Raw genomic sequence first — 16,553 nt, 5'->3', positions numbered from 1 at the left:
ATGCAGTATAGGGAAGCACAGCCCGGTGATCCTATTATTTCGGAGCTGAGCCACAAAATTGATGACAACCGGGTTGTGTTACGCTGGCAGTGGCCTGAGGGCGCAGCCGTGGTATATATTGCGAAACAATCAGCCGATGCAGGTGTGAATGGGCAAAATGAAGGTGAAGTTTTACCGCCTTTTTCAAGCCTAAAACTTTTTACACGCGAGGAGTATAAGGCTGCTGGCAGCTATCGTGACCGAATTGAAGGCATTGGACGCGTGCGGTATATCGTATATCCAGCTGTTCGGGAGGATGGAGACACTTACGTGATCCGTCAGCAAGACGGAGCCAACCAACTGGAGTTGAGCACGGGGAGGGCTAAAATCAGATATGCAGTTCACCATAAAAAAAGCTGGTTTCGCAGCCGCAAAACCGTCCAGATTCAGGTGACAGCCGAAGTTCCTGTCCCGCAAGAAGCGCTTTGCTACGTGAAGAAGCGCGGGGGTTATCCAGCAGACCGGGACGATGGAACCTTGTATCCGTTCACGGCACCTTTTGCCGCGGGACGGAATGTTTTACCCTCTGTTGAAGTGGGGGGAGATGAATATGTGCGGCTGTTTTTTACGGATGGCCAGAAATATGGCACGGTATATGAATTAGTCCCTGAATGAAAGGAGGCCGCAACCGATGAGTTTTCTTAGCAATTTATTCAGAAGAAAGCCACAGGCAGCGCCAAGGCCGTTATTTTATGATATTGTGTGCCCTTATTGCTTTAGTAAATTTTCCCCGGAGGAAGTGGTATTCCGTGCTTCTCATCACCGTGAAGATGACGAGGACTACGCTTTGGGTGAAGATGAGCTGTTGAACAAATATCGGGAGCGTTTTGGTTTGGACAGTGTGCATGATATGGAGGCGATTTTGCATCCCCATGATGTCCCTGAGGAACATCGATTGTATTCTGATCATGTACTGACAGGACTGACGGACCGTTATGGCGAGCTGACGCGTCACCGACTGTGCCCGCACTGCCATAACGAACTGCCCGTGACCGCGGGTAAGGTGCCTAGCAATATCATTTCGATCATTGGAGCTTCGCAGGCGGGGAAATCTGTTTATATGACCTCACTGATTCACACGTTGCAGCATGTTACGGCCGATCATTTTGACGCGGCTTGCATGCCGCTCAATGCAGAGATCAGCCGAAAGTTCCGCACCATGTATGAGGAACCCCTATTTGAACGAGGGGATCTGCTTACATCGACACAAAAAGAAAAGATGCAGGAGCCTTTTATCTTCCAGTTTGTATTTAAGGATGAGGAAAAGCCGCCACTGACGCTGGTATTTTTTGATGTCGCCGGTGAGGGAATGGTAGATCAGGACTATCTGGGACTGCATGGACAGCATATTAAGAATTCTGCAGGTATTCTCTTTATGGTCGATCCACTGCAAATCCGCTCTATTCGGGAGCGCATTAAGATTAACCTTGGCGATAAGCCGGGTGAATGGGTCTCGCAATACGATGAACCGCGTGATGTCGTACTTACGATGTTCGGTGATTTTATCGCTTATCAGGAAAAAGGGAAAACGGATATTCCGACCGCTGTCGTCCTGACCAAAAGTGATATGCTTACTGCGTTGGCAGATGAAGAAGGCACATACATCAAGACGAACAGCAATATTTTTAATCCGATGGAGCATCGCAAATATATGGATTTGGATGAGTTCGCGAACATTGATGGCGAAGTTCGACGCTTCATCGAAAAGGTGGATAAGCCGTTCAAGGGCACGATGGATGTATATTTTACGGATACGGCCTATTTCGCAGTTTCCGCGCTGGGTAGCAATCCGGTGGAGCAAAAGCTGCAAGGGTTGGTTAGTCCGATCCGTGTGGATGAGCCATTCATTTGGCTGCTTTATAAGTTGAAGTACATTGAGGGGAGAGAATCACAGTGAGTTATTCTACCTCTCATTTAATACAACAGCAGATGTACACACGGGAACGGCGTGGTATTTTCCGTTCTACGGAAGGCTTCGATACAGTGGCTAATTCCAAAGGATTGGATGCTTCTTTTATTAAAAAGGTGCTCCATCCCTTATGTGTATATGATGCGCCTGCTGCTTTGACGGCGCGTGGTGAGAAACAGGAAAGCGTCTATCCGGAAGCTATACATCTGGTACGGACGGAGTCCGGGGATGTAGTGCTTGGCCGCAGTATTTATAAGGCCGCGGATTTTACTGGGCTGCGGAGCGCCTTTTTCACGCACAACTATGTGATTCCAGCCGGACATGGTGAATCTCCGTCTGACTATAAGCAGTGGCTGAACACATCCTTTGTTGATACCTATGATATTGAGCAGGGAACGGATTTGCCGGAATTGGAGCGTCTACCGGGTGGAAGTGTATTTCCGGCTGTTGACCCGTCTACAGTGCTGACTCAATTACAGCTGAGCGAAGAAGTGTTCAAACAGCTTTTATACGCAGTCATGATGTCCGCAGCAGGTCGCAAAAAGGTATATGTAGCGCTGAATGTTCCTGTAGAAGCGGTCGGATCTTCAGCCAAGCAGCTACTGGGTGTGCTGTATGCGGCACTGCCTTATGCATTTCGTAACAGACTCGGATTTCTTACATATGCACAGGAACCGAACAGCAGAAAAGGCATTCACTTGATGTTCGTTGAGCCTTTTAGTTTGCGTCCCGGTGATCGGAATGTGGAAAAGGACTTTGTATTTGACCTGTCTAACCATAGTCGAATACTTAATGTGGATGCAGAGCAGGTGAGACAGCCGTATTTTGACTGGATTGTTCGTACGTTGCTGAATGGTGAGACGCCGGACGATTTCTTCAAATTTGCCGAGCAAATGCTGACAGGTATGGAGGCCGGGCGTGATTTGACGCCATCCAGCTATCATGAGCTCATTACGTTGTACAGAATTGAGCAGGGAGAGCGGGCATTATACAACGAACAACGAATCGCTGTGTTACGAAGCTTGACTGATTATTTATCGCCACCCGATGCGCTGCCACGTAAAATGAGGCTGAATGATCTGTTTCTGTCGTTTTTTGATCATGAATTTGATCGGGTGAAGGATGGATATATTCCAGACGTAGGTCTAGTCGATAGTTTCAAGGACTATTATAAAGTTCATGCACGCAGCAGCGAAAATCGGTTGGTGGAATATTTAATCCGTTCGCTAAACAATGCTTATACTGCCAGAAATACGGAAGCAGTTACGTATATTTATCATACGATTGAAGAAAATCCATCATTAGGCAAGGCATATTTTACGAAAGTGTTGGGTAATCCAGCACTTACAAAAATGCTGTTCATTCCCTACATGGACAGTCAGATGAAAAGAACACCGGATGCCAAGGGACTGCTGGCTGTTGTGCACGAATGGGGCAGTCGGTATATCGAAGTGTCGGCGAATGCCGATTTTCAGCTTTTGGCAGAATCTGCGCTGATGGGCAGACTGCGTGCCGAAAGAAAACCAGTAGAGGCTGTGGCTGCCATTCACCAACGCTTGCGTCAATGGGACAGCAGCTCTGCCGTAGGCAAACTGTCCCCGTTGGAGCAATCTGGATTGACAGAGCGCTTGCAGGAAGCGTCGGATCGGTATTTACTTACCGAAGTAGAGCTAAAAGAAATATCACCCGATCAGGTCGTACAGATTCCATTTTTCACACGGCCCGATTTGGTGCAGTGGGTTGGAAAGCTGCCTGCTCCTCTCAAGGGACAAGCAGTGCGATTGATTGCGGCTTACGATTGGTTTAATACGGAGGAACCGGAACCGGCGGTGCTGGACGGCCTGGAGCCTGGCGAAGTAGAAAAGGTACAGGATTGGGCTTATGGCTGGCTGCCCCAGCAGCTTGCGGAAGGCCATTTTGCCCGTCTGTTGCCTGCTTTCTATCGTTCTGACGGGCCGGGAGAAGGAATATTGGACTTCGCTCGCCTAGTCGGTTCGATCCGCAAATGGGCGAAGGATAACGATACGATGTACCGTTTTATCCGATGGTCAGAGGAACACCCCGAGTTTGCTACTCCACGTGGCGGTTTCGAACCGGCGTATCGACGTGCGCTACTTCTATTCTTCCAAAAGGAAGGACGAGAGGGATTGCACAAAAAAACGCTGTGGCGTCAATATTTTGAACCTGCAAAGCCTGCTTTTAAAAATTTCTATTTGGCAGCAAAGCGGGAGACGGACACGCCGTTGGTCAAAACACTTCGTCGTTTCCGTAAAGGTGGGGTGATTTCCGGGATTGTGCTGATTGTCATTGTAGGTACGCTAGGTGGCCTTAAAGCAACCGGAGTGATCGGATCTGTTGACACACCTGCGCCTGTTGCTGCTCCGAAGCCTGTACAACAGCCTGTAGAGCCTACAGTGCCCGTAAAAGAGGAGCCTACGGCGATAGTGACACATGTGCCTAATACCAAGTCCACTACGAAAATGGTCAAGCTGTTGTTTGCGTTTCAGACATCGACAGAGCAGGCAGAATTTAAGCCTAAGAAGCTCGTCATTGTCGGGGCGGATCAACAGGAGCACTTATACGAAAATTTTACGCTTGCTGAACAGAACGACAAGGAAGTAGCCATTAAAGCGAACAAAAATCCATCCAGTGACGTAAATATTGGGAACCCCACCACAAAAAGCACGACAGCAGATGGACAATCCACGGACAGTGGTTCCACAGCTCGTGGTGGTACATCCAGCGGAAAAAGCGGCGATCAGTCTGGAGCAGTGACAGACAATACGGACGGAGGCTCGACTTCAGAGATTTCTACTGAGGGTAGTGGTAATGGAACCAACACAGACACTGACGCACCATCGGAGTATGATCTGAAGAAGTATCCTTATCGTACGCTGTTGACCATTTGGCAACGGCTGGAGCTGAATGATGCTAGTACGGTTACCGTTGATGGAGAAGAATATCCGCTAGTTCAAGTGAAAACTGCAGACTAAGCAACAATAAAACAGTAATGAATGATGAATGAAGTAAAAGACGGGTTTCCTTCAAGGGCTCGTCTTTTATTATGCCTATATTTCCATAAAGGATGAATTCAAAATTTGAAATTCACCTTATCTAATAAAACATCATTTTACGAAAGTATTGACACCAACTAGGCAGCTGATTAAAATTAGTTGGAATTCAAACTATTGAAATTAGATAGATATGGAGGTTAGTAGTGAGATGGGAAGTGAGGTGTATCCCGTTTGTCTTCCTTGGGAGGAAGAGAGTACGATGTATTTAATTAAATGGATTTTCACTACCGTCCGGCGCGAAATTGAAACAGCACTGCGCCCTTTGGGGCTCACCTCCCCACAATCGCAGACGCTCTATATACTGGCGATGTCGCCTGGAGTCACCAATACGGATTTGGAAAAGCTATTGCTTATTGATAAATCAAGCGTTACCAGCCTGGTTAACGGGATCGTTAAGAAAAACTGGGCAGTACGCAAAAGTCACCCGGAAGATGCACGAATGAAGCAAATCTATTTGACTGAGGAAGGTTTGGAGATTCACAAGACAGCTGAACGTACCATTGAGGCAATTAAAAGCTCGGTAGGTGAAACGTTATCTGTCGGAGAATCGGAGACGCTGCGCGGCCTGCTTAAAAAAATTCTCCACGATTACCGTTATGCGAACACCCGCGTTTGAGCGGATATATAGAGAGTTTGCCCGGATAGGGATATTCAAAAGCAGTGAAATACGATCTTAGATAAGAGGTTTACAGGAGAGGGAGAAAACCAAATGATAAATGAACAAACTTATCCCAATGCGGATAAGCTTATGCGTGTGTTGGCTTTCACACTTGTTTTTTCAGTGATGAACGCTTTTATGTTTAATGTCGTTATGCCTGTGATTCGGGAGGAGTTTCATATTAGTGCTTCCGATGTAAGTTGGTTGCTGACTGGCTATATGATTGTGTATGCGGTTGGTTCAGTGACCTACGGCAAATTGGCAGATAAATATCGTCTTAAGGATTTGCTGACGTTTGGGATTATCTTTTTTGCACTGGGTTCGCTTATTGGACTGTTGGCCAATCAATTTTGGATGCTCATTGTAGCTCGTTTGCTTCAGGCTGCAGGGGCTGCTGTTATTCCGGCAACTGCTATGATCGTCCCAGTCCGTTATTTCTCGGCTGAAAAAAGAGGACGTGCTTTGGGTGTCACAGCAATCGGCTTGGCGTTAGGTACTGCACTGGCTCCGATTATTTCCGGTTTGATCACAGGCTTTGCAAGCTGGCGTTTTTTGTTCGTCATTTCCATGCTGCCACTGATCGCATTGCCGTTCTTTCGTAAATATTTGGACGATCAGCGTGGAGAGGATCAGAAGTTCGATTTTCTTGGTGGATTATTGCTGGGTGGAACAGTAGCCTTCTTGTTACTTTCGATTTCGCAAACCAATATGATGTTTTTTCTGCTCGGTATGGTGTTATTTGCACTGTTTATATGGCGCATTAACACTGCGCATGATCCATTCATCCAGCCGAAGCTGTTCCGTAACAAGCAATATTCATACGGGCTCCTTATCGCTTTTTTAGGGACGGGGATTAGCTTTGGATTGCCGTACTTGGCACCGCAGTTTCTGAACAGTCTCAATCAGCTTACGCCGGCAATAATTGGACTGGTTATGTTTCCGGCTGCTATTGCTTCGGCTCTATTGGGTAAAAGAGGGGGGCGTTTGGCGGATAGTAAAGGAAATTCGTTTCTCGTCTATACAGCTGTATCGCTTTTGTTCATCTGTTTTATCAGCTTGTCTACGTTTGTGGGTGCATCTCCGTATCTGATTTTATTTTTGCTTATTTTCGGAAACGTAGGTCAGACCTTCATGCAAATTGCCATGTCCAACACGATTTCTCGTACCTTGTCGAAAGACCAGATTGGTGTTGGAATGGGGCTGCTATCTCTGCTGAATTTCATTGCCGGAGCGATCACGACAAGTATTTTGGGCAAAACGCTGGATAGTTCGTCGTCCTTTCATTTGAATCCTGTCGTATCTAATGTGCAGGTGTTCAATTTTAGCAATATTTTTACGGTGCTTGCACTGATTGCGCTTGTGACGATGGGACTTTATGCGTTGCAATTCCGAAGGGGTTCACGCCGTAATACGCCTGCTGTTGAACAAGGATAAACATTTGATGCAAACTCATGCCAAAACAAGGGTATAATATAGAAGGAAAAGTTCATCTATGGAAGGACGGAGTGTCCAGCATGACAAGAAACCTTCAATATGTGCCCTATGGTTATGAGCCTCCGATCGAGACGCATAAAGGGACCATGGTTTACTATGATACGTTCGAGCAGATTACAGCCAGAGAGCTGGAGCTTTTTGCCGAAACGGGGGCTGCATTATCTTTTACAAAGCTGGTGCTGTATCCGCTACATGAAGAAACCGTCAGAAGAATGTGGAAGCAGCCGGTACGTTCGTATTACAAGCGGGTGGACGAGCTGGGAGAGTGGCAGCGGGAGCAGGCTTTGAGTGCTGTTGTGATTGAGAGTTGGGAAGGTAAGCGTAAAAAGTATACGCCGATTGAAGCAGCCATCCGTTTTTTGGCGGAAAAGTATACGACCCCACTTTTTTTGTACATGAGTCCTGAAACTGCAAATTTGTGCGCTTCCTATGCATCGTTTGGAGAATGGATTAGAAATGTCAGATTGCTGCTTTCGAGCGAACCCCAGGAACTTCATCCGAAGCTTGCACAGTACCGTAATCGCTGGAACACGGTAGAAGAAGCGACAAACCGTGACTCTAAGGTTGACAAAGCGGAGCATGAATTATAGAATAGAACTAATCGTAAAAATTACTATTGTAATTGTATACCATGTATTCCAATTAAGGAGGAAGAGAAATGCGCGTAATTGTTACCTTGGCATGCACCGAATCCGGTGATCGCAACTATACAACAACCAAGAACAAAAGAAATCATCCGGAGCGTCTTGAAATGAAAAAATACTCTCCGCGTCTGAAAAAGTACACGATCCATCGTGAAACTAGATAATTTGAGGCTTGCTATATAGCAACCTGAATGATCCTGCATCCTGAACGGAGCCTGTAATTCTAATGAATATAGGGCTTCATGAAAGGAGCTGCGGCATGATCTCTCCAGTTAACGATGAAGAAATCGTGTTAAGTTTGCAAAAGCCTGCGTTATGGAACCGGCGAAAACTTGAATTAGTCCAGTGGACAGAGCGTCCAAAGTTAAAGCTTGCACCTAAGAAAACGGCTTTTTTTCAAGGCTGTATGATAGATGCCGAGCTACATGGCACGCTTTGCCTTTTGAATCGAAAGCACGTGGCTACCGAGTTCTCCTGTGCTGGTGTCAGCATTTGGGACGAGCCGGAGGACCATTCACTATATGCTTATATAACGATGAAGGCTGACGAAAGATCCGGAGCGTTCGTGCAATGGGCGATGCGATATATGCGGCATCGTTTGCTTGTCGTTTACGAGCTTGAGCGCAACCGTTATGATCTGTCGTCTTTTTTTCTGGGACATAACCGTTCCTTTTGCCAACTGATGGAGTATTGCGCCAGTACGTTTGAGTTTGAAACTAAAACTATATGAAAGATTAGGTGAAACTAATGAAAAAAGATATTCATCCAACATTGAACAAAGTTATCTTTTTGGACCCTAGCTGTGGATTTACTTTCCTGAGTGCTTCCACTAAATATTCGCAAGAAACGATGGAATGGGAAGATGGCAACACATACCCAGTTATCCGTGTAGATACTAGCTCCGCTTCCCACCCGTTCTTCACTGGTAAACAAAGAAACGTGGATATCGGTGGCCGTGTGGATCGCTTTAACAAAAAATATAACCTTAAGTAAGAACAGTCGAGCGTTATGTTTATGGATTATGCTAATAATCCGTGAACATCGCTTTTTAAAAAACCTCCTGCAGATGCAGGAGGTTTTTTTGTCTTAATCTAGACCTGTCATTTATAGCGAAATGAAGCACTGTTCCCATTGGTCGGTAATGGATGCTTTGTCGAGCTGCTCCCCAATTAGCGTGACATATCCCTGACTCACGGGAAGTGCAGTAGGCTGCCACTCCAAGTGATTTCCTGAAAATTGCAAAAGCATTGTACCTTCCTGAGGAAGCACGCAATAACCTTTCGCTCGAAGCAGTGAGGAACCTAACCCGGTTAGAAAGTTTTCTAATCGTTGTTTTTCGAGTGGCTGAGGAGAATATTGATGCAGCGTTATGCTCTCCAGACGGGAGAACGAATGAGGCTGCTTAGGATCGTGGTTATGACTGTGTGTCGAAATAACTTTGAAAGCCGTACTTCTGGAGACACTACTGGTGCTTCCGATACTTTTGACGGGAATGGGGACGGACGGTGCATCTGCATCAGTGAGCTGGACCTGTGCAGGTGCTGGTTGAGGTGTCTGTGCAGGTTTCGCGGCAACGGATGCAGAGGCCAGAACAGGCTCTAGTAGTGGTTCAAGGTCAACCCGGCTATATTCAGTAGTTTGCAGCTTGGCCGTATCGTTGAGCTTGCGGATGCTCTTGACGACCTTCGTCACTTCACGGCTGCTTGCTGCATCCGTCTTGTTCACCACAATGAAGTCTGCGGTGCGCAGCTGTCCGTGCAGGGTGCGAAACAGTTCTTTATCAGCCGTAAAGCGGCTGTTGTATTCATGGAACAGCTCAGCATCCACAACACTGATGCTGTGAACCAGATAAAGCCGATCTGCCAGTAGAGGGGAGCGAAGCTCCTCCAGTACTTGTTCGGGGTTGGCTACCCCGGTGGTTTCCATGAAGATCAGATCTGGCTCCTGGCTGAGCAGGGTATGCAGAGCCCCTGCCAGCTCATTTCTTTTGCTGCAACAAATGCAGCCTTCTAGCAATCCTTCTACTGTTACGTCAGGCATTTCCTCTGAAATTATAGCGCTGTCTACATCATATTCGCCCATTTCGTTCATTAAAACAGCAGCACGAAGGGGGATTTGGCGAGTATGGGCTAATAGGCGCAAAAGTAGTGTTGTTTTGCCGCTTCCAAGAAAACCACTGATTAAAATAACAGGAACTTTATTCATCATTTTTCCTCCTTGGTGGGTTTAGTGTGCTGTGTTCAAGCGATCAAAGGTAGCTACCGAGTCTGCTTGGGTATAGACATAAGGGGATTCTGGCTGCTCGACAGCGGTTATTTTTTCGGATCGAATTTCAAGTACGGGAGCGTTGCCCTTTTGTGTGGCATGCAGTGTTCCTTCAATGGTCACCCAGGTATCCTTGTCAAAGGACGGGGCCTTCTGGGATTGGACGATGATCCCGAATGGCATGGCATCGGCAGTACAGCACATGACGAGGAATCTTCCTACTGCAAATAGGCCTTTACCCGGCAGGTTGTCGTCTTTATAGACAAAGCCAGTCACCTGTACTTTTTTTCCTTCAAAAGCTTGTTTATATAACTCAATGGCTCCAATAGTTTCGGAAAAAATCTCAGGCTTGATCTGTATGATAGGTTGCTGATACAGGCGTTTCGCCAGCTCGGCGAATTCTACATTGTACTTGTCAGGCGGAACGAACAGCTTATCCAGCGTTTCCTGACTCCATTTTCCCTCTGGAGGGGACGAAGTTGGGACGGAAGATGCAGTTGATAAAAGGGAGGCGGTGGATGCTTTCGTGGTCTGTGTATCTGTTTTTCGTCGGATATCCGGGTTGGGATACGTGAAGGACATGCCTTTTTTGGCGGCCATATCACTACCAAGTGCCTGATTGGGCAGCAGAGAACCGAACAGGAGCGGGATGAGCAGCATTCCATATACGAGTGTTTTTTTGAACCAGCTTTGCGGCAACGGATGCTCACAATCACATACATCCTCACCGTCCCGCTCCCCGATGATTCCGTGCCATGCCATCGCCAATGCGATGAACAAGAGTGGTACAGGACAGAGTAGGAGCAGCTTTTGCATATGGGGAGCCAAGTAGTAATGAAGTGCATTCGTGCGGCTTAATGAGACGATGTACACAGCCAATCCGATCAGGAGCAAGGAGCGCATGCCGTATTGCCAGCGAATGCTAAAGGTTGAATTCACGTTTGTATTCACCTCCCTAATAACCATTCAGCAGCTATAGAACCCACTAGGACGAGTGAAACAATGAGCAAGCCCAGGATGGCGACAAATTTGGTGCGGAAGGTGCTTAGCAGCATGAGCGTGCCTTTGAAGTCTAGCATCGGACCGAGTACAAGAAAGGCTGCCAGCGGACCCAGTGTAAAGGTATGTGAAAAAGCAGTGGCTACAAAGGCATCGGAGGTGGAACACAGCGACAGTATGTAGGCAAAACCCATCATAAAGGCGTACGATCCAACCGTTCCGTTGCTTAACGAAAGCAGTTCATCGCGTGGGATGAAGGTTTGAATGCAGGCTGTTAATAGTGCGCCGATAATGAGATATTTACTCATGTCCAAAAACTCGTCACCAGCATGTACAAAAAAGCCCCGCCATGTGCGACTATGCCGATGAGTCTGATTGTTCTGCTTTTGCTGGTTAAAAGAGAGCAACGACCGTTTGAGCGGATGCACTCGTACAAAGGCATACACGATCAGCCCGATGATCGCGGAGACGGCAAAAGCCAAACCCATTCGAACGGCAGTGACCTCGGGATGGGAAGGGAAAGCCATCATCGTCGCAGCCAGTACCACGGGATTGATAATGGGCCCGCTTAAAATAAAAGTGATACCCATATAGGCAGGCATTCCCTTGAGCATTAATTGGCGAACGACAGGGATCATGCCGCATTCACAGATGGGAAATAGCATACCTAGTAAGGAGGCCAGCAGGACACCCGGTACAGGATGCGCAGGCGCTATTTTGCGAATCCATGTCTCCGGTACAAGCCACTGCAAAAGGGATGAGACGAGTACACCGATAAGGAGAAACGGAACAGCTTCCAGAAAAATACCCATAAATACCGTTTTTAACGGTTGCAGCTGGCCCATATCTAACAAACGAAGCCACTGGGGAGATAGCGTGACAAGCACAGGGATGAGAAAGGCAAACGGAATTATAAAAGGCAGCATCTTCAACAGCGTACTGTTTTTCATTCCACGTCTCCTTGGGAATAAGGGTTCTTATCTACATCCTATGTCTGTAGAGGGACAATCATGCCCGCTGGATTGTGCTTGTCTCACCTCCTATATTGACAATTCAAAGAGTGGTCATATATATTTATGTTTGTTATTAGTAATTATTACGATTAATTTCTGATAAAGGATTGCAAGAAGGAAACTTTTACGGTACGATCCATATTAAATGTTGCAAAGACAAGGAGGGGTTATATGATACCGATTGTTGTTTTATCCGGTTTTTTGGGTAGCGGTAAAACCACTCTTCTTCAGTATGCGCTGGCTTACTACAAGGAGAAGGGCCTCAAGCCAGCCATTTTGATGAATGAGTTGGGTGATGTTAATCTGGACGGCAGTTTGGTGAATGGCCAAGCACCCATGAAGGAAATGCTCAGCGGTTGTATATGCTGTACCATTCGCGGGGATTTGGGCGTCGAGCTCATGAATCTTGCTGATGAATATAAGCCGGACGTGATTATTGTAGAATGTACCGGAGTGGCTAACCCGATGGAGATTGTAGATGCAGTGACAGACGCCTCCATCTATTCCTCTATGATTTTACAATCCGTTATCACGGTCATAGACGCGCATCAATTTCTGGACTTTGCCTCGGGGAACGAGAGAAGCAAGTCGCTTCGTTTGATGCAGGATCAGCTTCGGTGCGCTTCCAAACTGATTATTAACAAGACCGATTTATTGGCTGCGGGCGAGTTGCAGAAAGTACAGGCCCTCGTAAAAGAGTTAAATCCATATGCTTTGACTGTGAGCACGCAACGAAGTGACGTGGACGCGGGTATTTTTTTCTCCACTCAAGGAGAGGAGCGTATGGACGTTTCGCGGCATAAGGAATCCGCAGTTGATATTAAGAGTAAACATTCTCATTCGGAAAATCATTTGCAGACGTATGATCATGATAACCATACAGATCATCATGATCATGATCACCGTGATCACGCCCATGGCCACGAACATGGCCACGAACATGGGGAGCATTATCATTCCTACGACCATGTAGTTGTTCACACGCATTTCTTTGGACAACCTGTGCCACGATCCGAGTTTGAACAGTTGTTCCGCAGTTTGCCAGCTGAAATTTACCGGGCCAAAGGAATTGTGCGGTTTCTGGAATCAGAGGGCCAGATGATGTTTCAATTTGCCTATCGGGAGCTGGAAATCATTCCGATCCGCCCGCAAAAGCCAGTGAACGATGTAGCGGTTGTCATGGGTGAGAATTTCTCTGCTTCCGAGATCGAGGAACAATTGAGAAAGTTGGAAGCTGCCGAAAAGCCATTGAGTAGTAGTTCATGACTTCGAGAACGAGCAACCTTAATCCATCACAACATAATTCTCGCGCACACCTAGCGGGCAAGCCTACTTGGGGATTTACAACAATTCTGCTGCTGACTGCTGGACTGTTGCTTTCGGTCACACTCGCGGTTATGCTGGGTCCTGTAGCTGTCACACCGGGGACGATATGGCGAATTGCACTGTCCCATCTTCCCTGGCTGGACCAGTGGATACCCGTGACATGGACCAAGCCTGAGCAATATATCGTTTGGGAAATCCGCTTTCCACGCGTGCTGCTAGGTGTTGTCGTAGGAGCAGGACTTGCTGTTACAGGAGCGACTATACAGGCATTAATCCGTAATTCGTTAGCAGATCCCTATATTTTAGGAGTCTCGTCTGGGGCTTCGGTAACAGCCACGTTGGTGATTGTGTTCGGAGCTTTCGGATTTTTAGGACGACTTGCGCTGCCTTTATCTGCTTTTATAGGTTCGTTAACTGCAATGCTTATGGTGTTCGCGTTAGCCCGTGTGGCTGGGAGCATATCGACGACCCGCTTATTGCTGGCAGGGGTGGCGGTGTCTATGATGCTGTCGGCAGTGACTAGCTTTATCGTTACGATGGCCCCGAATGAAAAAGGCATTCGTGACGCGATGTATTGGATGATGGGAAGTCTGGCAGGTGCTCAATGGGATACGCTTTTTATTCCAAGCCTCATTGTAGCCGTTGGAACGGCTGTGCTCCTGACCCGATACCGTTCGCTGAATGCTTTGCTAACGGGTGAAGAGACCGCAGTAACGCTCGGTGTGAACGTACAGGCGTTCCGCGTATTACTGGTTGTTGTGGCGTCTCTTTTAACCGGGGCAGTCGTATCAGTTAGTGGCTCGATTGGCTTTGTCGGGCTTATGATTCCGCACATCGTTAGGCTGATAGTGGGATCAGATCATCGGCGTGTACTGCCTGTCAGTCTGTTGGCGGGAGCTATTTTTGTCGTGTGGGCTGATGTATGTGCCCGGCTCGTGCTGGCTCCACAGGAGCTGCCGATTGGTATTGTGACGGCTGTGTGCGGAGGACCCTTTTTTGTGTGGCTGCTGCGTCGTAGTTCCTACTCGTTTGGAGGCGAAAAATGAATATAGAAGTCGAATGCGTGACCTTCAGTATTCACGACAAACGGCTGATCGACGGCATCTGTCTCCAGGTAAAAGCAGGGGAGCTGGTCGGATTGATCGGTCCGAATGGCAGCGGGAAATCGACGTTGCTCAAAAATATGTATCGTGTGCTAAAGCCTGACAGTGGTTTGGTTACGTTGGATGGCCAGGATATGCTGCGGATGAAGTATAAAGAGACGGCCCGACAAATGGCAGTGGTGAGTCAGGATGCGCCGCAAACGTTTGATTTTTCAGTACGGGACATCGTGCTGATGGGGCGCCATCCGCATAAGAAACTGCTGGAAGCAGATACTGTCGTCGATCATGAACTGGTCGAGCAGGCGCTGGAGCGGGTAGGCATGGATGCTCAGGCGGATCAGGGCTTTGCCACCTTGTCCGGCGGAGAAAAGCAACGGGTATTGATCGCCAGAGCTTTGGCCGGGCAGGCGAGATTTCTTGTTTTGGATGAGCCGACGAATCATCTGGATATCAGGTATCAGTTGCAAATTTTGGATTTGGTCAAAACACTTCGGATAACTACGCTAGCTGCACTACATGATTTGAATTTGGCGGCATTTTATTGTGATCGAATGTATGTATTAAAAGAAGGCAAAGTGGTAGCCTCTGGCATAACGGAGGATGTGCTTCAGCCAGACCTGCTGTGGAGTGTATTCGGTGTGGAGACAGAAATCTGCATTCATCCAAAAACCGGGAAGCCGAATATTACCTTTTTACCGGATTCTCTCAGGAGAGGAGGCTATCCATAACGTCAACAGAAAAGGTGATACGATGAGGTAAGATATACTACAAATAAAAGAGGAGACGGTACATATGAAAAAATATAGCAAGCCCGCGTTACCGCTGGTTATGCTCGCTTTGGCGATGATGCTGTTGTTATCAGCCTGCGCAGCAGGAAACACAGCTCAAACAAGCGATCCATTGGCAAACGGGCAGCAACCTGCCGCATTGCAATCGGCAACCAATAAGACGTCGGTAGAGCTTGAGAACATGGGCGTTAAAATGGCATTTCCCGAGGCGCCCAAACGCGCGGTTACATTGAACCAGCATGCAACTGAGGTTATGCTGGCCCTTGGACTGGAATCCTCTATGGTAGGAACTGCGTATTTGGATGATCAGATTTTGCCAAAATATAAGGCTCAATATGACAAAATCCCGGTACTGGCCGGACAATATCCGTCCAAAGAGGTGTTTATGGCCGCTGCACCGGATTTTGCCTATGCGGGCTGGAAGAGTGCCTTTAATGATAAAAATCTGGGTTCCCGTGAGGAGCTAGCCAAACAAGGGGTGCTGACCTATGTACAGGAGTCCTCCAATAAACCGGGTCCCACGTTAGAAGATGTGTATCAGGATATACTAAATATTGGGCGTATTTTCAGGGTTGAGGAGCGTGCAGAAAAGCTGGTAAATGACATTCGTGAACAAGTGCAGTCCATTCAGACTCAAATTGGTATTGTTGAACAGCCACCCAAGGTGTTTGTCTATGACAGCGGAGAAGACAAGCCCTTTACGGCTGCCAACAATTACCTAACGTCTTTGATTGAAAGTGTGAAGGCGAAAAATATTTTTGATGATATCGACAAAAGTTTTACCGAGGTAAGCTGGGAAGAGGTTGTGAACCGTAATCCTGACGTCATTGTCATTCTCGACTATGGAGATACTTCACTGGCGGATAAAGAGAAGCTGCTCCTGAGCAAGCCTGCGCTGGCTGGTGTGGAAGCGATCAAAAACAAACGGTTTATAGTACTGCCATTATCCGCAGCGGCTGAAGGCGTGCGCGCTCCGATCGCGTTGAAAACCTTGGCGGCAGGCTTATACCCGGACAAGGTGAAGTAAACAAACAAAAGAGTTTCCAAAACATTGACGAACCTTGCCTAAACTGTTAAACTTGCTAATGCGTAAAGGTTACGTTTATCAAACGCTTATTTTTTTATTACCAAATCGTAATAATTACGGTAGATGGTTTAATGATCATAAACGACCTGGAGAATCTGCGCAAATGATGATCGCTCAGATGGCTCCAGGCTTTTTAAAGGAAAAGGAGATTTGC

Annotated in this window: 16 protein-coding genes; 13 read left to right on the top strand and 3 right to left on the bottom strand. The window is 47.3% G+C overall.

Features of this window, described 5'->3' with window-relative positions; genetic code table 11:
* The 9 genes from MKX30_RS10505 to MKX30_RS10465 all read left to right on the top strand — a co-directional run bounded on the left by MKX30_RS10505 (window position 1) and on the right by MKX30_RS10465 (window position 8,811).
* Window positions 1-654: a beta-mannanase gene (locus tag MKX30_RS10505; RefSeq protein WP_068940786.1), complete on the top strand. Its 654-nt coding sequence runs from the start codon at window positions 1-3 to the stop codon at window positions 652-654.
* A gap of 16 nt (window positions 655-670) precedes the next feature.
* Complete coding sequence (locus tag MKX30_RS10500; protein ID WP_023988391.1) at window positions 671-1,936, top strand: TRAFAC clade GTPase domain-containing protein; 1,266 nt, start codon at window positions 671-673, stop codon at window positions 1,934-1,936.
* Window positions 1,933-4,941: a GAP1-N2 domain-containing protein gene (locus tag MKX30_RS10495; RefSeq protein WP_341062814.1), complete on the top strand. Its 3,009-nt coding sequence runs from the start codon at window positions 1,933-1,935 to the stop codon at window positions 4,939-4,941. The genes MKX30_RS10500 and MKX30_RS10495 overlap by 4 nt, the downstream gene beginning before the upstream one ends.
* A gap of 229 nt (window positions 4,942-5,170) precedes the next feature.
* Window positions 5,171-5,638: a MarR family winged helix-turn-helix transcriptional regulator gene (locus MKX30_RS10490; protein WP_023988393.1), complete on the top strand. Its 468-nt coding sequence runs from the start codon at window positions 5,171-5,173 to the stop codon at window positions 5,636-5,638.
* A gap of 93 nt (window positions 5,639-5,731) precedes the next feature.
* Window positions 5,732-7,114 (top strand): MFS transporter, encoded by a 1,383-nt coding sequence (locus tag MKX30_RS10485; RefSeq protein ID WP_028542356.1) that lies wholly within the window; start codon window positions 5,732-5,734, stop codon window positions 7,112-7,114.
* 80 nt (window positions 7,115-7,194) lie between these two features.
* Complete coding sequence (locus MKX30_RS10480; protein ID WP_053325330.1) at window positions 7,195-7,764, top strand: hypothetical protein; 570 nt, start codon at window positions 7,195-7,197, stop codon at window positions 7,762-7,764.
* Window positions 7,765-7,832: 68 nt separating this feature from the next.
* Window positions 7,833-7,982: a 50S ribosomal protein L33 gene (gene rpmG, locus MKX30_RS10475; protein WP_007430271.1), complete on the top strand. Its 150-nt coding sequence runs from the start codon at window positions 7,833-7,835 to the stop codon at window positions 7,980-7,982.
* Between the two features lie 95 nt (window positions 7,983-8,077).
* A complete protein-coding gene (locus tag MKX30_RS10470; protein WP_023988396.1) occupies window positions 8,078-8,548 on the top strand; it encodes a hypothetical protein in 471 nt (156 codons plus the stop codon).
* Between the two features lie 17 nt (window positions 8,549-8,565).
* Window positions 8,566-8,811 carry a type B 50S ribosomal protein L31 gene (locus MKX30_RS10465; protein ID WP_013310118.1) on the top strand — a complete coding sequence of 82 codons (246 nt, stop codon included), beginning with the start codon at window positions 8,566-8,568 and terminating at the stop codon, window positions 8,809-8,811.
* Window positions 8,812-8,922: 111 nt separating this feature from the next.
* Here the strand turns inward: MKX30_RS10465 and MKX30_RS10460 are convergent, their stop codons facing one another.
* Genes MKX30_RS10460 through MKX30_RS10450 form a run of 3 tightly spaced genes read right to left on the bottom strand, consistent with a single transcriptional unit; the run spans window position 8,923 to window position 12,032 of the window.
* The gene (locus tag MKX30_RS10460; protein WP_341062813.1) at window positions 8,923-10,026 is read right to left on the bottom strand and encodes a CobW family GTP-binding protein; all 1,104 of its coding nucleotides are present in this window, start codon (window positions 10,024-10,026) and stop codon (window positions 8,923-8,925) included.
* 18 nt (window positions 10,027-10,044) lie between these two features.
* A complete protein-coding gene (locus MKX30_RS10455) occupies window positions 10,045-11,022 on the bottom strand; it encodes a TIGR03943 family putative permease subunit (RefSeq protein ID WP_071558808.1) in 978 nt (325 codons plus the stop codon).
* Window positions 11,023-11,030: 8 nt separating this feature from the next.
* Window positions 11,031-12,032 (bottom strand): permease, encoded by a 1,002-nt coding sequence (locus MKX30_RS10450; protein ID WP_068940793.1) that lies wholly within the window; start codon window positions 12,030-12,032, stop codon window positions 11,031-11,033.
* Window positions 12,033-12,266: 234 nt separating this feature from the next.
* On the opposite strand from MKX30_RS10450, the gene MKX30_RS10445 reads away from it, so the two are divergent.
* From MKX30_RS10445 to MKX30_RS10430, 4 genes are all read left to right on the top strand, one after another.
* Window positions 12,267-13,361, top strand: coding sequence for a CobW family GTP-binding protein (locus MKX30_RS10445; RefSeq protein ID WP_341062812.1), 1,095 nt, complete (start codon window positions 12,267-12,269; stop codon window positions 13,359-13,361).
* Window positions 13,358-14,467 (top strand): FecCD family ABC transporter permease, encoded by a 1,110-nt coding sequence (locus MKX30_RS10440; protein WP_034095024.1) that lies wholly within the window; start codon window positions 13,358-13,360, stop codon window positions 14,465-14,467. The genes MKX30_RS10445 and MKX30_RS10440 overlap by 4 nt, the downstream gene beginning before the upstream one ends.
* Entirely contained in the window at window positions 14,464-15,252 is a 789-nt protein-coding gene (locus tag MKX30_RS10435; protein WP_069079663.1) for an ABC transporter ATP-binding protein, read from the top strand. Before MKX30_RS10440 ends, MKX30_RS10435 begins: the two co-directional genes overlap by 4 nt.
* A gap of 64 nt (window positions 15,253-15,316) precedes the next feature.
* The gene (locus MKX30_RS10430) at window positions 15,317-16,339 is read left to right on the top strand and encodes an ABC transporter substrate-binding protein (RefSeq protein WP_053325337.1); all 1,023 of its coding nucleotides are present in this window, start codon (window positions 15,317-15,319) and stop codon (window positions 16,337-16,339) included.
* Window positions 16,340-16,553: the final 214 nt, after the last annotated feature.

Source organism: Paenibacillus sp. FSL P2-0173 (genome assembly GCF_038008045.1).
Classification (GTDB): Bacteria; Bacillota; Bacilli; order Paenibacillales; family Paenibacillaceae; genus Paenibacillus; species Paenibacillus polymyxa_B.
Note: the sequence above shows the minus strand (reverse complement) of the source record. Positions and strands in the feature narration are given on the sequence as shown.